The organism is Klebsiella sp. HMSC25G12 (genome assembly GCF_001807705.1).
Taxonomy (GTDB): domain Bacteria; phylum Pseudomonadota; class Gammaproteobacteria; order Enterobacterales; family Enterobacteriaceae; genus Klebsiella; species Klebsiella variicola.
Map to the genome: position 1 here is coordinate 112,550 of NZ_KV789926.1, position 20,960 is coordinate 133,509.

The 20,960-nt window shown below is 56.6% G+C and carries 24 protein-coding genes, 1 other RNA gene and 1 other annotated feature; of the genes, 13 read left to right on the plus strand and 12 right to left on the minus strand.

The window, feature by feature from the left end:
* Positions 1 to 102: 102 nt before the first annotated feature.
* Positions 103 to 465, minus strand: a transfer-messenger RNA (tmRNA) gene (ssrA, locus tag HMPREF3096_RS26115).
* 143 nt (positions 466 to 608) lie between these two features.
* Positions 609 to 1,091, minus strand: coding sequence for an SsrA-binding protein SmpB (gene smpB, locus HMPREF3096_RS26120; protein WP_002914164.1), 483 nt, complete (start codon positions 1,089 to 1,091; stop codon positions 609 to 611).
* Positions 1,092 to 1,240: 149 nt separating this feature from the next.
* On the opposite strand from smpB, the gene HMPREF3096_RS26125 reads away from it, so the two are divergent.
* Complete coding sequence (locus HMPREF3096_RS26125; protein WP_008806099.1) at positions 1,241 to 1,678, plus strand: type II toxin-antitoxin system RatA family toxin; 438 nt, start codon at positions 1,241 to 1,243, stop codon at positions 1,676 to 1,678.
* The gene (locus tag HMPREF3096_RS26130; protein ID WP_004145682.1) at positions 1,668 to 1,958 is read left to right on the plus strand and encodes an RnfH family protein; all 291 of its coding nucleotides are present in this window, start codon (positions 1,668 to 1,670) and stop codon (positions 1,956 to 1,958) included. Before HMPREF3096_RS26125 ends, HMPREF3096_RS26130 begins: the two co-directional genes overlap by 11 nt.
* A 69-nt stretch (positions 1,959 to 2,027) precedes the next feature.
* Here the strand turns inward: HMPREF3096_RS26130 and bamE are convergent, their stop codons facing one another.
* From bamE to nadK, 3 genes are all read right to left on the minus strand, one after another.
* On the minus strand, positions 2,028 to 2,369 hold the full coding sequence (gene bamE, locus HMPREF3096_RS26135) for an outer membrane protein assembly factor BamE (protein WP_008806098.1): 342 nt from the start codon (positions 2,367 to 2,369) through the stop codon (positions 2,028 to 2,030).
* 147 nt (positions 2,370 to 2,516) lie between these two features.
* A complete protein-coding gene (gene recN, locus HMPREF3096_RS26140) occupies positions 2,517 to 4,178 on the minus strand; it encodes a DNA repair protein RecN (RefSeq protein ID WP_032731107.1) in 1,662 nt (553 codons plus the stop codon).
* An 86-nt stretch (positions 4,179 to 4,264) separates the two neighbouring features.
* Positions 4,265 to 5,143: an NAD(+) kinase gene (gene nadK, locus HMPREF3096_RS26145; RefSeq protein ID WP_002914158.1), complete on the minus strand. Its 879-nt coding sequence runs from the start codon at positions 5,141 to 5,143 to the stop codon at positions 4,265 to 4,267.
* A gap of 124 nt (positions 5,144 to 5,267) precedes the next feature.
* Between nadK and grpE the strand changes: the two genes are divergently transcribed.
* Positions 5,268 to 5,858 (plus strand): nucleotide exchange factor GrpE, encoded by a 591-nt coding sequence (gene grpE, locus HMPREF3096_RS26150; protein ID WP_008806096.1) that lies wholly within the window; start codon positions 5,268 to 5,270, stop codon positions 5,856 to 5,858.
* Between the two features lie 120 nt (positions 5,859 to 5,978).
* On the opposite strand, the gene HMPREF3096_RS26155 is transcribed toward grpE, so the two are convergent.
* Positions 5,979 to 7,265, minus strand: a complete 1,287-nt coding sequence (locus HMPREF3096_RS26155) for an HlyC/CorC family transporter (protein WP_012540838.1) — start codon at positions 7,263 to 7,265, stop codon at positions 5,979 to 5,981.
* Positions 7,266 to 7,284: 19 nt separating this feature from the next.
* Positions 7,285 to 8,076, minus strand: coding sequence for a cytochrome C assembly family protein (locus tag HMPREF3096_RS26160; protein ID WP_002914153.1), 792 nt, complete (start codon positions 8,074 to 8,076; stop codon positions 7,285 to 7,287).
* Between the two features lie 163 nt (positions 8,077 to 8,239).
* Here HMPREF3096_RS26160 and ffh point away from each other — a divergent pair, with 163 nt between their 5' ends.
* The 7 genes from ffh (at position 8,240) to HMPREF3096_RS26195 (ending at position 13,845) form a co-directional block, all read left to right on the plus strand.
* Positions 8,240 to 9,604 (plus strand): signal recognition particle protein, encoded by a 1,365-nt coding sequence (gene ffh, locus HMPREF3096_RS26165; protein WP_002914152.1) that lies wholly within the window; start codon positions 8,240 to 8,242, stop codon positions 9,602 to 9,604.
* A 238-nt stretch (positions 9,605 to 9,842) separates the two neighbouring features.
* The gene (gene rpsP / locus HMPREF3096_RS26170) at positions 9,843 to 10,091 is read left to right on the plus strand and encodes a 30S ribosomal protein S16 (protein ID WP_012540839.1); all 249 of its coding nucleotides are present in this window, start codon (positions 9,843 to 9,845) and stop codon (positions 10,089 to 10,091) included.
* 18 nt (positions 10,092 to 10,109) lie between these two features.
* Positions 10,110 to 10,658, plus strand: a complete 549-nt coding sequence (gene rimM / locus HMPREF3096_RS26175) for a ribosome maturation factor RimM (protein WP_008806093.1) — start codon at positions 10,110 to 10,112, stop codon at positions 10,656 to 10,658.
* Positions 10,659 to 10,689: 31 nt separating this feature from the next.
* A complete protein-coding gene (gene trmD / locus HMPREF3096_RS26180) occupies positions 10,690 to 11,457 on the plus strand; it encodes a tRNA (guanosine(37)-N1)-methyltransferase TrmD (protein WP_008806092.1) in 768 nt (255 codons plus the stop codon).
* A gap of 39 nt (positions 11,458 to 11,496) precedes the next feature.
* The gene (rplS, locus tag HMPREF3096_RS26185) at positions 11,497 to 11,844 is read left to right on the plus strand and encodes a 50S ribosomal protein L19 (RefSeq protein ID WP_002914145.1); all 348 of its coding nucleotides are present in this window, start codon (positions 11,497 to 11,499) and stop codon (positions 11,842 to 11,844) included.
* A 118-nt stretch (positions 11,845 to 11,962) separates the two neighbouring features.
* Positions 11,963 to 12,421, plus strand: a complete 459-nt coding sequence (locus tag HMPREF3096_RS26190) for a DUF2946 domain-containing protein (protein WP_032731105.1) — start codon at positions 11,963 to 11,965, stop codon at positions 12,419 to 12,421.
* Positions 12,422 to 12,477: 56 nt separating this feature from the next.
* Positions 12,478 to 13,845: a PepSY-associated TM helix domain-containing protein gene (locus tag HMPREF3096_RS26195; protein WP_070544666.1), complete on the plus strand. Its 1,368-nt coding sequence runs from the start codon at positions 12,478 to 12,480 to the stop codon at positions 13,843 to 13,845.
* A gap of 8 nt (positions 13,846 to 13,853) precedes the next feature.
* Here the strand turns inward: HMPREF3096_RS26195 and HMPREF3096_RS26200 are convergent, their stop codons facing one another.
* The 3 genes from HMPREF3096_RS26200 to HMPREF3096_RS26210 are packed head-to-tail and all read right to left on the minus strand — an operon-like array spanning position 13,854 to position 16,075.
* Positions 13,854 to 14,336 (minus strand): OmpA family protein, encoded by a 483-nt coding sequence (locus HMPREF3096_RS26200; protein WP_032731103.1) that lies wholly within the window; start codon positions 14,334 to 14,336, stop codon positions 13,854 to 13,856.
* A gap of 13 nt (positions 14,337 to 14,349) precedes the next feature.
* Entirely contained in the window at positions 14,350 to 15,573 is a 1,224-nt protein-coding gene (gene dgcN / locus HMPREF3096_RS26205) for a diguanylate cyclase DgcN/YfiN (RefSeq protein ID WP_008806088.1), read from the minus strand.
* Complete coding sequence (locus HMPREF3096_RS26210) at positions 15,566 to 16,075, minus strand: regulatory sequestration protein YfiR (RefSeq protein ID WP_012540842.1); 510 nt, start codon at positions 16,073 to 16,075, stop codon at positions 15,566 to 15,568. Before HMPREF3096_RS26210 ends, dgcN begins: the two co-directional genes overlap by 8 nt.
* A 342-nt stretch (positions 16,076 to 16,417) precedes the next feature.
* Between HMPREF3096_RS26210 and aroF the strand changes: the two genes are divergently transcribed.
* The 3 genes from aroF to HMPREF3096_RS26225 all read left to right on the plus strand — a co-directional run bounded on the left by aroF (position 16,418) and on the right by HMPREF3096_RS26225 (position 19,554).
* Complete coding sequence (aroF, locus tag HMPREF3096_RS26215) at positions 16,418 to 17,488, plus strand: 3-deoxy-7-phosphoheptulonate synthase AroF (protein WP_022064802.1); 1,071 nt, start codon at positions 16,418 to 16,420, stop codon at positions 17,486 to 17,488.
* Between the two features lie 9 nt (positions 17,489 to 17,497).
* The gene (gene tyrA, locus HMPREF3096_RS26220) at positions 17,498 to 18,619 is read left to right on the plus strand and encodes a bifunctional chorismate mutase/prephenate dehydrogenase (protein ID WP_008806085.1); all 1,122 of its coding nucleotides are present in this window, start codon (positions 17,498 to 17,500) and stop codon (positions 18,617 to 18,619) included.
* Positions 18,620 to 18,681: 62 nt separating this feature from the next.
* The gene (locus tag HMPREF3096_RS26225) at positions 18,682 to 19,554 is read left to right on the plus strand and encodes an SMP-30/gluconolactonase/LRE family protein (protein WP_012540844.1); all 873 of its coding nucleotides are present in this window, start codon (positions 18,682 to 18,684) and stop codon (positions 19,552 to 19,554) included.
* Here the strand turns inward: HMPREF3096_RS26225 and pheA are convergent.
* Positions 19,551 to 20,711, minus strand: a complete 1,161-nt coding sequence (gene pheA, locus HMPREF3096_RS26230) for a bifunctional chorismate mutase/prephenate dehydratase (protein WP_012540845.1) — start codon at positions 20,709 to 20,711, stop codon at positions 19,551 to 19,553. The two genes, HMPREF3096_RS26225 and pheA, sit on opposite strands and share 4 nt — an antisense overlap.
* Before the next feature lie 24 nt (positions 20,712 to 20,735).
* Positions 20,736 to 20,860: a sequence feature (Phe leader region), on the minus strand.
* Positions 20,812 to 20,859, minus strand: coding sequence for a pheA operon leader peptide PheL (pheL, locus tag HMPREF3096_RS30665; protein ID WP_100632159.1), 48 nt, complete (start codon positions 20,857 to 20,859; stop codon positions 20,812 to 20,814). Its footprint overlaps the feature before it by 48 nt.
* Positions 20,861 to 20,960: the final 100 nt, after the last annotated feature.

A 20,960-nucleotide genomic window follows, 5' to 3' on the forward strand; every position in this document is an offset into this window, starting at 1 on the left:
ATTTAGCCGGATGTTCTCGGACAACAACAGATACAAAAAAGCCCGCAGGGCTTGTGCCATGCGGGCTTTCTGTACTTCACCGGACGTATCCGGATCATTATTTGGTGGAGCTGGCGGGAGTTGAACCCGCGTCCGAAATTCCTACATCCTCGGCACTACATGCTTAGTCAGTCTTTACATTCGCTTGCCAGCTGCGGACAGACACGCCACTAACAAACTAGCCTGATTAGATTTAACGCTTCAACCCCAGGCAGGGCATCCACGCGATCTCTTTTGGGTTTGACCTCTCTTTGATCCCCGTCTTAAGAGCGGAAGCTAGGGAGAGAGGGCTCAGAGCAGGTTATTAAGCTGCTAAAGCGTAGTTTTCGTCGTTTGCGACTATTTTTTGCGGCTTTTTACGAGGCCAACCGCCCCTCGGCATGCACCTTGGGTTTCGCAAATCCCGTCGAATCCAGAATCAGCCCCAATGTGTAGGTCAAGTATAACAGATTTATGAATGTCGTTACCAGCCCCATTACGCAGGATTCTTTCAACGGGGTGGATGAAAAAGCAGCATCAACAAGGATATAGCGTAAGGGCCAGCGAGAGCTGGCCCTCAGGGGAGGGGGTTAGCGTCCGGCGTGCTTCATAATCCGCGCCTTATCCAGCGCCCATTCACGATCCTTCAGGTCGGTACGCTTGTCGTGCTGTTTCTTACCTTTGGCGACGCCGATTTTCACTTTGCACCAGGCGTTCTTCCAGTACAGCGACAGGGCGACAACGGTATAACCTTCGCGGTTAATGCGGCCGTACAGCGTGTCGAGTTCGCGCTGGTTAAGCAGCAGCTTACGAGTGCGCGTCGGGTCGCACACATAGTGGGTGGAAGCCACGGCCATGGGCGTAAAGTTGGCGCCGAACAGGAAGGCTTCGCCATCCTTCAGGATGACATAGCTATCGCCGATGTTGGCTTTGCCTGCACGCAGGGATTTGACTTCCCAGCCCTGCAGGGCGAGACCAGCCTCGTATTCATCTTCGATAAAGTATTCGTGACGGGCGCGTTTATTCAGCGCAATGGTGGCTGATCCAGGTTTGTGGGCTTTTTTCTTAGTCATAATGTCCTGAAGTCATCGTCTTATACACAGTTACCTCGATCGCATCCTGCGAGGTGTACTGCGCATCTTAGCACGAGTTGCGGCACAGCGTTTTTTTTAGCAGCAGATAAATGATATTATTTGCACTGTGTTTAAATGTGGAACCTGCTATGCCTCAGATTAGCCGTACTGCGCTGGTGCCTTTCAGCGCGGAACAGATGTATCAACTGGTAAACGATGTGAAGTCCTATCCTGATTTTCTGCCAGGCTGCACCGGTAGCCGCGTGCTGGAATTCGGGCCGACGCAAATGACGGCGGCGGTTGATGTGTCCAAAGCCGGCATCAGTAAGACCTTCACGACCCGGAATACACTGACCAGCAACCAGAGCATTTTGATGAGCCTGGTGGATGGCCCGTTCAAGAAGCTGATTGGCGGCTGGAAGTTTATTCCGCTGAGCCCCGAGGCGTGCAAAATCGAGTTCCATCTCGATTTTGAGTTTACCAATAAGCTGATTGAGATGGCCTTTGGCCGGGTCTTCAAAGAGCTGGCCGCCAACATGGTGCAGGCGTTCACTTCGCGCGCCAAAGAGGTCTACAGTGCCAGCTAATATTCGTGTTGAAGTCGCCTACGCGCTGCCTGAAAAGCAGTATTTGCAGCGAGTCACCCTGGATGAGGGAGCGACGGTCGAGCAGGCGATTATCGCCAGCGGGCTATTGGCCTTGCGTGATGATATCGATCTGGCGAAGAACAAGCTGGGGATCTACAGTCGTCCGGTTAAGCTGCATGACGAAGTTCACGACGGCGACCGGGTCGAAATCTATCGACCGCTGATCGCAGACCCGAAAGAGCTGCGTCGCCAGCGGGCAGAGAAAAGCGCTGCGAAGTAACCCGCAGCAGCAGACCGGCTATCAGCCATAAAAAAAGCGCTCATTGAGCGCTTTTTGCTTTTTCGGGCCTTACTGACTGGTCAGCGCGGGCTTGTTATCAATGTTAGTTAACACGCCGCCGCTGTTGAACGTCAGGGTCAGGGTCTGCTGAGTCACTTTCTCGTGGCCTGGCTCCTGACGGAATACATAGAACCAGGTGTTGGTGCCGAACGGATCCGACATCATTGGCGTTCCGAGAGCATAAGCAACCTGCTGTTGCGTCATACCGACACGAATTTTTGCTACATCGTTAGGTGCCAGATAGTTACCCTGGTTGATGTCAGGACGGTAAACCACTCGTTCCAGAGTGGAACAGCCTGCGGTCAACATAAGAAGAACCGCTGCGGCAGCAGTCAGCGTTTTACAGCGCATAGTGATTTGATTCCTTTTTGGGCCCGAGCAGTACGTGGCTCATCTGTAATATGCCGATAATAATAGACCTTCGCGCCGATGGAAACCTCCGGCTGCAGGTCAGCAGGCAATTTGCTGTTCACTATGACCCTGTGAAAATCAAAAAGTTTACGCCGCAAGCAACTCTTTCGCGTTCGCCAGGGTGTTGCGCGTGACCTCGCTGCCGCCCAGCAGACGAGCCAGCTCCTGCAGACGAGCGCGCTTATCCAGCGGCTGCATATGGGTTTCGGTCATCTCGCCATCGGTCTCTTTGCAGACAAAGAAATGATGGTGGCCGCAGCCCGCAACCTGCGGCAGGTGGGTCACGCACATCACCTGCGTGGACTCGCCCAGCTGGCGCAGCAGCTTGCCGACCACGGCGGCGGTCGGGCCGCTGATGCCGACGTCCACTTCGTCGAAGATCAGCGCCGGGGTTTCCATTTTACGCGCGGTGATCACCTGAATCGCCAGCGCAATACGCGACAGTTCGCCGCCGGAGGCCACTTTCGCGATTGGCTGCAGCGGCTGACCCGGGTTAGTGGTGACACGGAACTCAATATGATCGGCGCCGTCGGCGGTGAGATGGCGTTCATCGAAAGCGACCTCAATCGCGAAGACCCCGTGCGGCATCGAAAGTGAGTGCATACTCTCGGTGATAAGCTGGGTCAGCTCGTCGGCGCTGGCCTGGCGCAGGGCGTGCAGCTGACGCGCGGTCTCCAGCGCCAGCTGATGATGTTCGACTACCTGCTGGCTGAGGGATTCCAGCGAGTCGGCGCTATCGTCCAGCAGGCGCTGCTCTTCCAGCATCGCCTGATAAACCGCCGGCAGCTCTTCCGGCATTACCTGGTGTTTACGCGCCAGCGCGATTTGCCGGGAAATCCGCTGCTCAAGTTCGAACAGACGGTTCGGATCGAGATCCAGACGGTCGTGATAGTGGCGCAGCTCGTCGCTGGCCTCGCTGAGCTGAATGGCCGCCTCTTCCAGCATATCCAGCACGCCGGAAAGCTTGCTGTCCATACCCACCAGCTCGCTGACCAGCTGCTTCGCGGTATAAAGCAGGCTCTGCAGATTGGCCTCTTCACCGTCCGCCAGTACCGTCAGGGCGTGCTGGCAGGTGCTGAGCAGCTGGCCGCTGTTGGCCAGGCGCTTGTACTCTTCGTCAATCTGCTCGAATTCTCCCGGCAGCGGGTTAAATTCGTTCAGCTCTTTAAGCTGGTACTGCAGCAGATCGGCGCGGGCGGCGCGCTCCTGGCTCTGCTGCTGGTGCAGGGCCAGCTCGCGGCAACTCTGGTGCCACTGGCGGTAATGCTCGGCCATGCGCTGAGTGAGCGCATACTCACCGGTATAGCCGTCGAGCAGCGTTTTCTGGTGTTCGGGTTTGGTCAACAGCTGGTGCGCATGCTGGCCGTGGATCTGGATCAGCAGCTGGCCCAGCTCGCGCAGCTGCGAGAGCGGGACGGCGGTGCCGTTGATAAAGCCGCGCGAACGGCCGTCGGCGCTGATCACCCGGCGAAGTAAACACTCACGCCCGCTCTCCAGCTGGTTCTCTTCCAGCCAGCGCTGGGCGGCCGGGGTATCTTTCAGCGCGAAGCGCGCGCACAGGTCGGCGCGGGTGGCGCCGCGACGCACCATGTCGGCTTCCGCTCTGCCGCCGAGGCACAGCCCCAGCGCATCGATGGCAATGGATTTCCCGGCGCCGGTTTCCCCGGTGATGGCGGTCATACCGCTGTGGAAATCAATTTCCAGTTCACGAACGATAGCAAAATTACTGATGGTGAGTTGCGCCAACATAGCTGCCTTCCTGTATGAAAAACCAATACTGTGTTTTCGTACAGTATAGACTGGTTTTTTATCCAGTAAAGAGGCAGCGATGTAAATCAGAACAATTTTTTCGACCAGCCGAGCTTGGTGCTTAATGTATTGAAATAGCTGTAATCTTTAGGGTGAATCAGATTGAGGTGATAATCACAGCGGCGAATGAGAACGTCTTCGCCATCCTGAATCGGCAGGGCAATCTGGCTGTCGCAGCTGATCTCCAGATCGCTGCAGCGATGAGAGAAGCGCAGGCGGATGGTGCTGTCGCCGTTGATCACCAGCGGTCGCGCTGAAAGGGTGTGCGGGAACATCGGCACCAGGGTGATAGCGTCCAGCGACGGCGTGAGGATCGGGCCGCCGGCCGACAATGAATAAGCGGTGGAGCCGGTCGGGGTGGAGATTATCAGGCCATCAGAGCGCTGAGAGAACGCAAAGACTTCGTCGATATAGACTTCGAACTCAATCATATGCGCCACTTTGCCGGGGTGCAGCACTACTTCGTTGATGGCGGTGCTGATGCGTTTCTGGCAATCCTGCTGGCACACCTGGGCCTCCAGCAGAAAGCGTTTCTCGGCGATGTAGTGGCCTTCCAGCACGTCGGCGAGCTGCTGCAGGGCGTTGTCCGGGTCAAGGTCGGTGAGAAAGCCGAGGTTGCCGCGGTTAATGCCGATGACGTTAATGTCGTAACGGGCCAGGGTCCGCGCCGCGCCGAGCATATTGCCGTCGCCGCCCACCACCACCGCGAGGTCGGCCTGTTGGCCAATCTCCGCCAGCGTGCCGGTTTTCACGTTGCTGAGCTGAAGTTCATGGGCGATCTGCTGTTCAACCAGCACTTCATACCCTTTGCTGCACAGCCAGCGCCAGAGCATTTCATGTGTGGTCAGGGCGGTGGGGTGACGAGGATGTCCCACAATGCCGATACACTTGAAATGGTTCTTCATGATCTGGATGTCCTTGCGTTAAATGAAATAGTGACAATCTGTCCGCTTCCCTTGAAACCCGGAAACTGATCCCCATAATAAGCGAAGTTAGCGAGATGAATGCGAAAAAAACGCGGAGAAATTCATGAGTAGTAAAGAACAGAAAACGCCTGAGGGGCAAGCCCCGGAAGAAATTATCACGGAGCAGCACGACGACGTTGAGGCAGTAGAGCCTGAAGTTTCGGCTGAGCAGGTGGATCCGCGCGATGAAAAAATTGCGAATCTGGAAGCCCAGCTGGCTGAAGCGCAGAAACGTGAACGTGAAGTGATGCTGCGTGCCAAAGCCGACGAAGATAACCTGCGTCGCCGTACCGAGCAGGATATCGAGAAAGCGCACAAATTCGCGCTGGAAAAATTCGTCAATGAACTGCTGCCGGTGATCGACAGCCTGGACCGCGCGCTGGAAGTGGCCGACAAGGCTAATCCGGACCTGGCGCCGATGGTGGAAGGGATCGAACTGACCCTGAAATCCATGCTGGACGTGGTGCGTAAGTTCGGCGTGGAAGTGATCGCCGACACCAACGTTCCGCTGGATCCGAACGTCCACCAGGCCATTGCGATGGTCGAATCTGAAGACGTGGCGGCGGGCAACGTGCTGGCCGTGATGCAGAAAGGTTATACCCTGAACGGCCGTACTATTCGCGCCGCGATGGTGACGGTAGCGAAAGCGAAATAACGTCTGCTGCATTGCTCAACGGCTGCCCGCGGGCGGCCGTTTTTTTATGCCACCGCTCCCGGCGCGAGATAAAAAAACGGCGGGCCGCAGCCCACCGTGATGTTAATTCCTTCGCTCGCGCTACTCCGCGACGCTCTCGCGTAATGATTTCACCGGCATCACTTTCACCTGTTTGATCATGTTGTCCTGCACGTCGAGGATATCTATATCGTACTGCTCAATGCGCACGCGGGTGCCCGGGACCGGGATCTCTTCCAGCGCTTCGAGGATGATACCGTTGACGGTGCGCGCTTCATCTTCCGGCAGGTGCCAGTTAAACGCTTTGTTGATTTCGCGAACGTTGGCGCTGCCGTCGATAATCACCGTGCCGTCGTTAAGCGGGGTCACTTCCTCCGCCAGGGTGGGTGACATGGAGGTGGTGAAGTCGCCGACAATCTCTTCAAGAATATCTTCGACGGTGACCAGCCCCTGAATATCGCCGTATTCATCGACCACCAGACCCACTTTCTTTTTATTGCGCTGAAATTTCACCAGCTGGGTGCTGAGCGGCGTCCCTTCCGGAACAAAGTAGATCTCATCTGCCGCCCGCAGCATGATCTCTTTTGTGAATTCTTTCTTCTCCGTCATCAGACGGTAGGCTTCGCGAACGCGCAGCATGCTGATGGCATCGTCCAGTGAATCGCGGTAGAGCACGATGCGGCCATGTGGCGAGTGGGTCAGCTGGCGGACGATAGATTTCCAGTCATCATTGATGTCGATGCCGACAATCTCATTGCGCGGCACCATGATGTCGTTAACGCTGACTTTTTCCAGATCCAGGACCGACAGCAGCATATCCTGGTTGCGCCGGGAGATTTGTGAACGGGATTCATTCACAATCGTGCGCAGTTCATCTTTGCTCAAAGCGCTGCTGATGACGGTATCGGTGCGAATGCCCATCATGCGCATCAGCATGCGGGTGATGGTATTCAGCAGCCACACCAGCGGCATCATCAGCACCTGCAGGGGCGCCAGCAGGAAGCTGCTGGGGTAGGCGACCTTTTCCGGATAGAGCGCGGCGATGGTCTTCGGCAGCACCTCGGCAAATACCAGTACCACAAAGGTGAGCACGCCAGTGGCGATCGCGACGCCGGCGTCGCCGTACAGGCGCATGCCGACGATGGTGCCCAGCGCCGAGGCGAGAATGTTGACGAGGTTATTGCCGATGAGCACGAGGCTAATCAGGCGGTCCGGCTTGCGCAGCAGCTTCTCCACGCGCTTGGCGGGGCGGTTGCCTTGTTTCGCCATATGACGCAGCCGATAGCGGTTCAGCGTCATCATGCCGGTTTCGGAGCCGGAGAAATAGGCAGAGATAATCACCATGACGATCAGCGTTATGATCAGCGTGGTGGTGGAGATATGTTCCACGTAGGATTCCTTAAAAGACTTAGCTCACGAACTGCTGCAGCACGCGGCTACCAAAATAGGCCAGCGTCAGCAGACCGGCGCCAGCGACGCTGAACCAGACCACGCGACGTCCGCGCCACCCTTCATGATAGTGGCCCCACAGCAGAACGATATAGACGAACCACGCAATAATCGACAGCACCGCTTTATCAATGTTTTCGCTGCTGAACAGATTGTGCATATAGAACAGGCCGCTGCACAGCGTCAGGGTCAGTAGCACCACGCCGACCTGAGTGATGTGGAACATTTTGCGCTCGATGCTCATCAGCGGCGGCATTTCGCTGCTGAAGGCCAGCTTTTTATTCTTTAACTGGTAGTCGATCCACGCCAGCTGCAGCGCATACAGCGCGGCGATGATCAGCGTGGCGTACGAAAAGAGCGACAGGCCGATATGCACCAGCATCCCCGGGGTGGTTTCCAGGTGGGTGATATATTCGTTAGGCACGAAAGTGGCGAAGGCCAGATTGATCAGCGCGAAGGCATAGACGATAGGCAACAGCAGCCAGCCGCGATTGCGCGAGGCCACGATAGTCATCACCGTACAGATCATCAGGCTGACCAGCGACCCGACGTTCAGTAAGCTGAGGTTTTGCCCGCTCTCGCCGCCGGGGAATATCCGTGCTTCCAGCGCAAAAGCATGGCAGATCAACGCGATAGTCGCAGATAAAATCGCCATTCGCCGCCAGCTGCTGTTTTTTTGCAGCAAGCCGGGGATAATCAGCGCGAGGCTGACGGAGTAGGCGACAAGGGCGAGTAGAGCAAAAACAGGCATAGGTGTCGGCTGTTGGCTAAATAAGAAAGAGAAGCAGTATAACGTCAGCAGGCCTCTGCTCCAACCGTTGCAGCACATTCAGATTGATGTCGTGTTATACTCCGCCACATTCGTTTTGTGTGTCGCTGCGGCGACCGACCGTTTCCACCTCAGGCGAGAGACAATGTTTGATAATTTAACCGATCGTTTGTCGCGTACGCTGCGCAACATTAGCGGCCGCGGACGCCTTACAGAAGACAATATTAAAGACACCCTGCGCGAAGTGCGCATGGCGCTGCTGGAAGCGGACGTTGCGCTTCCGGTGGTTCGTGATTTCATCAGCCGTGTGAAAGAGAGCGCGGTCGGCCATGAAGTCAATAAAAGCCTGACCCCGGGTCAGGAGTTCGTCAAAATCGTCCGCAACGAGCTGGTGGCGGCGATGGGCGAAGAGAACCAGACGCTCGACCTGGCCGCGCAGCCGCCGGCCGTGGTGCTGATGGCGGGCCTGCAGGGTGCCGGTAAAACCACCAGCGTCGGTAAGCTGGGGAAATTCCTGCGCGAGAAGCACAAGAAGAAAGTGCTGGTCGTTTCCGCGGACGTTTACCGTCCGGCGGCGATTAAACAGCTGGAAACCCTGGCCGAGCAGGTCGGCGTCGATTTCTTCCCGTCTGACGTCGGTCAGAAGCCGGTTGATATCGTCAATGCGGCGCTGAAAGAAGCGAAACTCAAATTCTACGACGTGCTGCTGGTGGATACCGCCGGTCGTCTGCACGTTGACGAAGCGATGATGGACGAAATCAAGCACGTCCACGCCGCCATTAACCCGGTTGAAACCCTGTTCGTCGTCGATGCGATGACCGGTCAGGATGCGGCGAATACCGCGAAGGCCTTTAACGAAGCGCTGCCGCTGACCGGCGTGGTGCTGACCAAAGTGGACGGCGACGCCCGCGGCGGCGCGGCGCTGTCGATTCGCCATATTACCGGCAAGCCGATTAAATTCCTCGGCGTCGGCGAGAAAACCGAAGCGCTGGAACCGTTCCATCCGGACCGCGTCGCTTCCCGTATCCTCGGCATGGGCGACGTGCTGTCGCTGATCGAAGATATCGAGAGCAAAGTTGACCGCGCGCAGGCCGAGAAGCTGGCCTCCAAACTGAAGAAAGGCGACGGTTTCGATCTCACCGACTTCCTTGAGCAGCTGCGTCAGATGAAAAACATGGGCGGTATGGCCAGCCTGATGGGCAAGCTGCCGGGTATGGGCCAGATCCCGGACAACGTGAAAGCGCAGATGGACGACAAAGTGCTGGTGCGTATGGAAGCCATCATCAACTCGATGACCCTGAAAGAGCGCGCCAAACCGGAAATCATCAAAGGTTCACGTAAGCGCCGTATCGCCGCCGGCTGCGGGATGCAGGTGCAGGATGTGAACCGTCTGCTCAAGCAGTTCGACGACATGCAGCGCATGATGAAGAAGATGAAGTCGAAAGGCGGCATGATGAAGATGATGCGCGGGATGAAAGGGATGATGCCGCCAGGCTTCCCGGGCCGCTAATACGCGTCATAATTCAAGCCGCAGATGCGTTGGCTGCGTTCGTTCACCCCGGTCACGTACTTGTGTACGCTCCCGGGGATTTACTCACTTGCCGCCTTCCTGCAACTCGAATTATTTAGCGTATATAGTTTTGAATTGATTTTTGCACAGAAATCAGTAAAATTTTCGGGCTTTTAATATGACACCGGGCTCCGTTCCTCGATGGGGCCCGGTTGTTTTATTCACACAAGAGGATGTTATGGTAACTATTCGTTTAGCACGTCACGGCGCTAAAAAGCGTCCGTTCTACCAGGTTGTTGTCACCGACAGCCGTAATGCACGCAACGGTCGCTTCATCGAGCGCGTTGGTTTCTTCAACCCGATCGCTAGCGGCGCGGAAGAAGAAACTCGCCTGGATCTGGATCGTATCGCTCACTGGGTTGGCCTGGGCGCTACTGTTTCCGATCGCGTTGCCGCGCTGATCAAAGCCGCTAACAAAGCAGCTTAATCTGTCACGGTGGTCATGATGAGCAAGCAACACACCGCACAAGCACCTGTTGATCCGATCGTATTGGGGAAAATGGGTTCTTCCTACGGTATCCGTGGTTGGCTCAGAGTGTTTTCCTCCACCGAAGACGCCGAAAGCATTTTTGACTATCAGCCCTGGTTAATCCAGAAGGCGGGTCAGTGGCAGGTTGTTGAGCTGGAAGGCTGGCGCCACCACAATCAGGACATCATCATCAAGCTGAAAGGCGTTGACGATCGTGATGCCGCGAATCTACTGACTAATTGCGAAATTATCGTGGATTCATCGCAGTTGCCGGAGCTGGAAGAGGGTGACTACTACTGGAAAGACCTGATGGGCTGCCAGGTAGTGACAACGGAAGGCTATAGCCTCGGTAAAGTCATTGATATGATGGAAACCGGGTCTAATGACGTACTCGTCATCAAGGCAAACCTGAAAGATGCATTTGGCATCAAGGAGCGGTTGGTTCCGTTCCTCGATGGGCAGGTTATCAAGAAAGTCGATCTCACTACGCGTACTATCGAAGTAGATTGGGATCCTGGTTTTTAAATTCTCCGGATAAACGGTAAAAGACGGCGCTATGTGGATTGGCATAATTAGCCTGTTTCCTGAAATGTTCCGCGCAATTACCGATTACGGGGTAACTGGCCGGGCAGTAAAAAATGGCCTGCTGAGCATCGAAAGCTGGAGTCCTCGCGACTTCGCTCATGACCGGCACCGTACCGTGGACGATCGTCCTTACGGCGGCGGACCGGGGATGCTAATGATGGTGCAACCTTTACGGGATGCTATTCATGCAGCAAAAGCCGCGGCAGGTGAAGGCGCGAAGGTGATTTATCTGTCACCTCAGGGACGCAAGCTTGATCAAGCGGGCGTCAGCGAACTGGCAACGAATCAGAAACTGATTCTGGTGTGCGGTCGCTACGAAGGGATAGACGAGCGTGTAATCCAAACCGAAATTGACGAAGAATGGTCAATCGGCGATTACGTTCTCAGCGGTGGTGAGTTACCGGCAATGACGCTGATTGACTCCGTTTCCCGGTTCATTCCGGGAGTACTGGGCCATGAAGCTTCGGCAACGGAAGATTCCTTTGCTGATGGGTTGCTGGATTGCCCGCACTATACCCGTCCTGAAGTGTTAGAAGAGATGGAAGTACCGCCAGTATTACTGTCGGGAAACCATGCTGAGATACGTCGCTGGCGTCTGAAGCAGTCGCTGGGCCGCACCTGGCTTAGAAGACCTGAACTTCTGGAAAACCTGGCTCTGACTGAAGAGCAAGCAAAGTTGCTGGCGCAGTTCAAAAGCGAACACGCGCAACAGCAGCATAAACATGATGGGCAGGCGTGAGCCCCCAATATCAGTTTACCCAGGATAAGAGATTAAATTATGAGCAACATTATTAAGCAACTTGAACAAGAACAGATGAAGCAGGACGTACCTTCCTTCCGTCCGGGTGATACCGTGGAAGTGAAAGTATGGGTTGTTGAAGGTTCCAAAAAACGTCTGCAGGCATTCGAGGGCGTGGTTATCGCTATTCGTAACCGCGGTCTGCACTCTGCATTCACTGTTCGCAAAATTTCCAACGGCGAAGGCGTTGAGCGTGTCTTCCAGACTCACTCTCCGGTAGTTGACAGCATTGCTGTTAAACGTCGTGGTGCTGTACGTAAAGCTAAACTGTACTACCTGCGTGAGCGTACTGGTAAGTCTGCTCGTATCAAAGAGCGTCTTAACTAAGATTCGCTTTCGCGACATCCTGACAGAAGGGCTGGCCAGATGGCTGGCCCTTTTTTTATCTTTGTTGTAACCATCGTGATGTAAATCATTTACAATACGCCCTCTATTCGGAGGGGCGGTGGTCAGCAACAGTTTCCTGCAAACGACACCTAAACGGCGAGCCGCCTGGCTGGCACTGTTGGCGATCCTGTTGATCGTCGTGGCCCCCTTGATCTCCATCTCCCTGCAAAAAGACCCCATGAGCGCGATGCCCGGCATGCATCACGCCATGATGATGGACAGCTCGTCCGCGAGCATGGCGCAAATGCCCGACCACGAGATGGCGATAATGCATAGCACAGACGGCGCCATGCATACCGGACACGAACTGCCGCTGGACCATGCCGAAGCGTGTGGCTATTGCGTGCTGTTAGCCCATGTCCCGGGGCTGCTTTTCGCGCTGGCGCTGTTCGTCGCCATGCTCCTGCGGCGTATTCGCCTGCCGGCTTCTCGCCCGGTATTAAAACACTGGCACTACTTCCCCTGGCTCTACCCTGAAACCCGCGCCCCGCCGCGGCTGTCTGCTTTTTCCCTTTAATAAAAATCAATCTGCGCACGGCGCAATAACCTCTTTTGCTTTAAAAAAGGAAGAGTATGACAACCTGCACCTCGCGCGCGGCATGGTTAAACCTGCTGCGTCGCCTCCATTTCTACATCGGACTGTTTATCGGACCGTTTATCTTTGTCGCTGCCCTGACCGGCACGCTGTACGTGGCGACGCCGCAGCTGGAAAACTGGCTCTATCACGACGCGCTGCATGGCCTTGCCGACGGGACCCCGCAGCCGCTCAGCGCCCAGATTGCAGTGGCGGAAGAAGCGACCCAGGGTAATCTTCGGCTACTGGCGGTGCGGCCGGCCCCCGCGATGGGGGAGACCACCCGGATTATGTTTGTTGACCCGAGCCTGGGCGAGTCAGAATCCCGGGCCATTTTCGTCGATCCGATCTCGCTACGGGTGAAGGGCGATATGACGGTCTACGGTACCAGCGGCATCCTGCCGCTGCGCCAGTGGATTGATTATGCGCATCGTTCGCTGCTGCTGGGCGACAGCGGGAGGTTATACAGCGAACTGGCTGCCTCATGGATGTGGGTTGCCGCGCTGGGTGGCATTGCCCTGTGGGCGATGACACGTCCAAAACGGCGGATCAATAACGTCCTGCTGAATCATCGTCGGTTGCACGTGACGCTGGGCTGGGGCTTACTGCTGGGCATGCTGCTCTTCTCCGCCACCGGCCTGACCTGGTCGCAATGGGCTGGCGGTAATGTGGATAAAATGCGGGCGGCTTTCGGCTGGTGGACGCCGCAGGTGAATACCCTGCTGCACGGTGAGGCGCCGATGGCGCACGATCCTCATGCCGGGCATCATATGGACGGGATGGCCATGCAGCATCAGTCAGTGCTGCAGCCAGCGCAGTTTGACCTGGTGCTGGCGGTGGCCCGTCAGGCGGGGCTGAACGCCAGCCGGCTGGAGATCCGTCCGCCGGTTTCGAAGGAACGTGCCTGGACGGTAAATGAGATCGACCGCCGCTGGCCGACGCAGGTGGACGCGGTGGCGATCGATGGCGCCACGATGCAGGTGGTGGATCGCACCCGGTTCGCCGACTTCCCGCTGATGGCGAAGCTCACCCGCTGGGGCGTCGATTTCCACATGGGGGTCCTCTTTGGTCTGGTGAATCAGTTGCTGCTGGTAGGGTTCGGCTGCGCGCTGTGCGTCACCATCGGCGTGGGCTACCGGCTGTGGTGGATCCGCCGTCCGCCTCAGGCGGTCTGGGATCCGGCGCATTCGCTGCTGCAGGCATGGCTGTCGCTCGCCTGGCCTGCCCGTGGGCTGGTACTGGGGATAGCGTTAGCCCTGGGTCTGGCCATGCCATTGATGGGGGCAAGTCTGGTGCTGTTCATTGCCGTTGACTACCTGCGCTGGCGCGCGGCAACGGCAATGAGGATGGCGAAGTCCAGCGATTAAGCGAAGGCTTACGGCGTGCTGATGACCACCGTGACCCGGCGGTTTTCAGCGCGCCCGGCCGCCGTGTCGTTGCTGGAGATCGGGTATTTCTTGCCAAGGCCGCGGGTGACTAAATGACTGCGCGGGACATGGGCGCCTTCCGCCCAGGCATCGGCTACGCTATTGGCGCGCTTAAGCGACAGGGCTTCGTTATAGCTATCCTCACCGTAATTATCGGTGTGGCCTTCAAGGCGGCTATGGGTGATCCCGGTCGCCGCCAGCCGCGAGGCCATCGTGGTGATCTGCTGGCGGCTGTCGGGACGTAGTCGGTAGTCATTCTTGTCAAACAGGATGCTATCGGATAAGCCCAGGGACCAATCGCCATTGCTTTCAGTGAAGCCGTAAGATTTCATCGCCGCCACCTGCTCGGGGGTAAATTTTCCCTGAGGAGCCTGGCAACCTGTCAAAAGCGCCGCCGCCATCAGGGCGGGGACGAAATATTTTCTGAGCATAATGAGTCCTTTATTATTTCAGCGTCTGCTGGATACGTTGGTTTTTCATGCGATACATATTCTGATCGGCAAGTTCTTGCAGTGATTCCGCGGTGGCGTGCTCCCACGCCAGGGCATAACCGACGCTCAGCGAGAGCGTGGCGCTATGGCCATTGTGCAGGTTGAATGGCGGAAGAAATTGTTCCGACAGCGCCTGGCACAGAGCCTGCACTTCGGCTTCCGAGCGCACCTCACGCAGCAGAACGGCAAACTCATCGCCGCCGAGACGCCACGCCAGATGGCGTTTTCCGGCGAAGGCCATCAGGCGGCTGGCGACCTCCGTCAGCACTTTATCGCCTGCCGCGTGCCCCCAGTTGTCATTGATCAGCTTGAAGTTATCGCCATCAAGAAACAGTAATGCCGAGGTCTGGTGATCCACCTCGTTCTTCATCAGTTCGGCGAGCGCGTTGCGAAAGGCGGCGCGGTTAGCCAGGCCGGTCAGCGGGTCATGAAGCGAGCTACGCAACAGCTGGGCATTCTTGGCCTGCAGCTGGCGCTGCCAGTCCTCCATCTCCCCCAGCAGGCTGTTAAAGTCCTGGGCGAAAAGATGGAATTCCTCAATACGCTCCTCGGGCACCCGACGTGAGAAATGACGGTTTTCACGAATATCGTGCACAACCTCGGTAATGCTCTGCAGGGCGGTGACGATCCCCCGGTGCAGGGAGTGGGTCAGCAGCAGGGCGATGAATGAGGCGAGCAGAATGCTGCCGGTCAGTACCAGAATCGAGATACCGAGAAAGTGGCTGATCAGTTCATCAAGCGCGGTCAGTCGCAGCTCGCCGATTTGTTTGCCCTGGTGCCAGATGGGCTGCACCGTGGGCTCCGGAAACAGCCATTGACTGATAAGGCCGCTCACTTGTTCTTTGTTGGCCAGCGGTTCATGGCGCCATGCGGCGAAGTGCTGCTTCTGGCCGTTGAGCACAATCGCCTGGGAAATCTGCCCTTGCTTCCCCAGTGAAGCAAGGGTCTCCTCCGCCGCCGCGCTATCGCCAAACACCAGGGCGGCTTCGAGGCTGCGACCCATGGTCGCGGCAGTGAGCTCTAGATTTTTCTGCGCGTACTGCTTGAGCGTGAAGATTGAGGCTGTGCTTAGCAGCAGCCAGACCAGCGTCATGGAGATCACCACGCTTATCACGCTAATTCGACGAAGCGCGCGTTTAAATGTCGGGCGCGCGGTCTGTGAAAAGTCCTTATTCATGTGGTTTTTTCCGGGCAAGCATCAGGACGTCCGGGTTAACCCGGACCCCGCTGTGCGTCAGAACGTCCAGATTAACGGAGAAGCGGACCCTGTCGTCGTTGATGATCAGGCAAAACGCGCTACCAATGGAGCAATCCGTATTTTGTTCTGCGATGAGTAAAAGCGGCTTCGGGCCATAGCGGCGAGTTAATTCCGACTGTTGGGTCGGCGATTCGCTGCCAAAATAAAAACCATCGCAGGTTGTTTTTAACGCTTCTTCACTATTACGTACTATCACCGGTTGATAGGGCAAGGCATCCGGATCTTCATGAGCCAGGCTATGGGTGAAGCGTGATGAGGCAAAAATGCACAGCTTCGGCGCCCCTGTTAATGCCGGCCAACGGGTGTAGGTCACGATCCCGGAAACAATAGCGCGAACATGTTCTGAAGGTCCGGCAGCAAAAACAGGAGATACCGCGATGAGAAAAAATACAGTCAATAAAAGACGGTGTAATACTGTCATTAACGCTTCCGTCAAATTCGCCATAGCGCGGGAAAAGCCGCTGCCGATGCCCGGCGCAGAATACCACTGTTAACAAAACCCGTCATTACATGCGCCCTTTGCTTTGGGACAAATCTCACCAGGATTTTTCGTAATCGCGATCGCGATAGCGCGCAAGTTTGCTGTGAATTTTGGTTGCGTAAACATTTTAGTACATATTTTGTCGAGTTAAGTGGCAATTAATTTGCCGGTGTAAACTAAAATTTACGGAATATGGATTGAATTCTTTACTTAGTGTGGTATCGTTACGCCATGCCCGCTGAGGCACCCTTTATCGCAAACGAGCTACACAGGATCGCAATCATGCAAAAAGACGCGCTGAATAACGTACATATTACCGACGAACAGGTGTTAATGACCCCGGAGCAACTGAAGGCGGAATTCCCGCTAAGCGTTGAACAGGAAGCGCAGATTGCGCATGCCCGTGAGACTATCTCCGATATTATCGCCGGCCGCGATCCGCGCCTGCTGGTGGTTTGCGGCCCTTGCTCGATCCACGATCCGGAAGCCGCGATTGAATATGCTCGTCGATTTAAAGCTCTTGCCGCAGAGGTCAGCGATAGCCTCTACCTGGTGATGCGCGTCTACTTTGAAAAACCCCGTACCACTGTCGGCTGGAAGGGGCTGATTAACGATCCGCACATGGATGGTTCGTTTGATGTTGAAGGCGGCCTGAAGATTGCGCGTCGTCTGCTGGTCGAGCTCGTCAATATGGGACTGCCGCTGGCGACGGAAGCGCTGGATCCGAACAGCCCGCAATACCTTGGCGATCTGTTCAGCTGGTCTGCTATCGGCGCACGTACCACGGAATCACAAACGCACCGCGAAATGGCCTCTGGCCTGTCGATGCCGGTCGGCTTTAAAAACGGTACCGACGGTAGTCTGGCGACGGCCATCAACGCCATGCGCGCCGCGGCGATGCCGCATCGTTTCGTCGGCATCAACCAGGCCGGGCAGGTCTGCCTGCTGCAAACGCAGGGTAATCCGAACGGCCATGTGATCCTGCGCGGCGGTAAGGCGCCGAACTACGGTCCGGAAGATGTGGCGAAATGCGAAAAAGAGATGGCGCAGGCGGGACTGAAACCGTCGCTGATGGTAGATTGCAGTCATGGGAACTCCAATAAAGATTTCCGCCGCCAGCCAGCCGTGGCTGAATCCGTTGTCGCACAGATCAAAGATGGCAACCGCTCCATTATCGGCCTGATGATCGAGAGTAATATCCACGAAGGCAATCAGTCCTCTGAACAGCCGCGTGAGACGATGAAATACGGCGTTTCGGTGACGGATGCCTGCATCAGCTGGGAAACCACCGATGCGCTGCTGCGTGAACTGGATAAGGATCTCCGCGGCCATCTGGCGGCCCGTTTGGTGTAAGAGGAAAGTATGGTTGCTGAACTGACCGCGTTACGCGATCAAATTGATGAAGTGGATAAAGCGTTGCTTAGCCTGCTGGCTAAGCGTCTGGAACTGGTGGCCGAAGTCGGCGAGGTGAAGAGCCAGTATGGTCTGCCGATTTACGTCCCGGAGCGCGAGGCGGCGATGCTCGCCTCCCGGCGTGAAGAGGCGGCTGCGCTCGGCGTACCGCCGGATCTGATCGAGGATGTTCTGCGTCGCGTGATGCGGGAATCCTATTCCAGCGAAAACGACAAAGGCTTCAAAACCCTGCACCCGAATCTGCGGCCGGTGGTCATCGTCGGCGGCGGCGGGCAGATGGGGCGTCTGTTTGAGAAGATGTTAACGCTGTCCGGCTACCAGGTGCGTATTCTGGAAAAAGACGATTGGGCCCGGGCGGCGGATATCGTCGCCGATGCCGGCATGGTCATCGTCAGCGTACCGATTCACACCACCGTGGAGACGATCGGCAGGCTGCCGCCGCTGCCGGCGGATTGCATTCTGGTTGACCTTGCCTCGGTGAAAGCGGAGCCGCTGCAGGCGATGCTGGCAGCGCATCAGGGCCCGGTTCTTGGCCTGCACCCGATGTTCGGTCCGGACAGCGGCAGCCTGGCGAAGCAGGTGGTGGTCTATTGTGATGGCCGCCAGCCGGAGGCCTATCAGTGGTTCCTCGAACAAATTCAGGTTTGGGGCGCGCGGCTGCACCGCATCAGCGCCGTTGAGCACGATCAGAACATGGCGTTTATTCAGGCGCTGCGCCACTTTGCCACCTTCGCCTATGGTCTGCACCTGGCAGAAGAGAATGTGCGTCTTGAGCAACTGCTGGCGCTTTCGTCACCTATTTACCGGCTGGAGCTGGCGATGGTGGGGCGCCTGTTTGCCCAGGATCCGCAGCTGTACGCCGACATTATTATGTCATCGGAAAATAACCTGGCGCTGATTAAGCGCTATTACCAGCGTTTCGGCGAAGCGATTGGCTTGCTGGAGCAGGGCGATAAGCAGGCGTTTATCGACAGCTTCCGTAAAGTCGAACATTGGTTTGGCGATTACGCTCAGCGTTTCCAGAGCGAGAGCCGCACGCTGCTGCGTCAGGCGAACGATAATCGGCAGTAAAGCGAAAAAGATGTATACAATAAAGCCAGCGACCGCTGGCTTTTTTTATAGGGATGACAACGATGGCTGAACCACAACCGCTGTTTGACTACACCGGATACCTGCCGGAATGCCCGACCTGGAGCGAGGCTGAACAGGCCCTCTACTGGGCCGATATCATGGAGTGTGAAATCCACCGCTACGATACCCGCAGCGGCGAACACCAGGTGCTGCAGTTTCCGGAGGAGGTCGGCTGTTTCTCCCTGCGTGAGAAGGGCGGATTTATCGTTGCATTACGCAGTGGCATCTGGCTGACCGACGCCCACGGCCTGCTGCGGCGGAAAGTCTGTGATAATCCGAGCAATCCGGAGCTGGCGCGGTTTAACGATGGTGGGACCGATCGCGAGGGGCGTTTTTATGCCGGCACCTTCTGGGGGCCGGGGGATTACAACGGCGCGCTGCTGATGCGAGTCGATAATGACCTGAAGCCGAAAGTGATCCAGTGTGATATCCATGGCGCCAACGGTCTGGCGTTTAGCGCCGACCAGCGCTGGATGTATACCTCTGATACGCCGAACGCCGTGATCTACCGTACGCCGCTGGATGAACAGGGTGAGCCTGGACGACGCGAGGTGTTTCGCCGTTTCCAGCCGGGCGAAGGCATCCCTGACGGGGCGGCGATCGATGTGGAGGGCTGTTACTGGAGCGCGATGTTTGACGGCTGGCGGATTGCTCGTTTCTCGCCGCAGGGCGAGGAGCTGGAGACTTACCCGATGCCGGTTCGTTGTCCGACAATGGTCTGCTTCGGTGGGGCGGATATGAAAACGCTCTATATCACCACAACCCGGGAAAACATGGAGGACGATGAGCTGGCGAAGTACCCGCTGTCAGGCGCCATCTTCACCCTGCCGGTTGCGGTGGCAGGGATGAAGAAATTACCGTTCCGCGAACGTTAAACCGGATCCACTGGCACCACGTTTTCGCTGGGGTAGCAACCGAGGACCTTCATGGAGCGGGTGATTTCCGCCAGCTCCTTTAATGCCTTGCGCATGGGCAGCGAGTCCAGGTTGGCCTGAATATCGAGATAAAACATCTCTTCCCAGGGATTGCCGTGGATCGGGCGAGATTCCAGTTTGGTCATGATCAGATTGTGGTTGCGCAGCACCAGCAGGGCTTCCACCAGGGCGCCCGCCTGCTGACCGGTCGCCATTAACAGCGTGGTCTTGGCCGGAACCTGATCGGAGACGTTCACCGCTTTGCGCGCCAGGACGAGGAAGCGCGTGATGTTCTGCGTCTGGTTGGCCTGGCAGTGCTCCAGCACCTGCAGGCTATACAGGGCGCCACCCGCTTCGCTGCCCAGTGCCGCAACGGCCGGGGAGTTCGCCTGCGCCACTTTTTCCATTGCCGCCGAGGTGCTCTCGGTATATTCAATCTTCCAGTGCGGGTAGCGGCTCAGATACTGGCTGCACTGCTGGAACGGCTGCGGATGGCTGTAGACGGTCTGAATTTTATCGGCATCCGTCGAGGTGCTAACCAGCACGCAATGATCGATAGGGATCGTCAGCTCGCCAACGATCGACAGGCTGGTGTGCTGCAGCAGATCGTAGACGTCGTTGATCCCGCCAGAGCTGGTGTTTTCAATCGGCACCACGGCGTAATCGGCCTGGCCGGTCTCTACCTGATTAAAAATATCGGCGAACTTCGCGCAGCCGCTCTCAATAAACTGCTCAAAATGGCGAGCGGCGTACTGACGCGCCGCCAGATGCGAATAAGAGCCTTTAGGGCCAAGGAAGGCCACGCGGGCCGAATGCGGATTAATTTTATTCAGATGCTGCTGCAGCAGGGTTTGTTGGGTCAGGACGGAGTCTTCGATGATCAGCTGGAACAGGCGGGTGATGTAGTGCGCATCCAGATTATGGCGCTTGCCGATGGTCATCAGACGCTCCAGCAGATCGCGTTCGCGGTCAATATCACGCACTGGACGGTGGGAGGCCAGTTTGGCTTTACCAACCTCAACAGCCAGCCCGCGGCGCTCCGCCAGCAGAGCAAGCAGTTTCTCGTCCAGTGCGCTTATCTTATCGCGCAGCGCCAGTAATGGGTTTTCCTCGGTCATAGATGTTGCCTTTGTTGTTATCAAATAAAAAAGGCCTCCCGGGTGGGAGGCCTTATTGTTCGTCTTCGCATTCTTTCTTATACGACGAATTGCCTCCCGGTCAGGGGAAGGTAAAAAAGAATGCGAAGAAGAACGGGACACGTTTCATGGTAAATTCCTTGAGGTAGTGGGGATTACAGTACCTGTACTGTTTTCACTCTGTCAATAAAAAACGCGCCCGAAGGCGCGTGGCATGACACAACTTAAGTT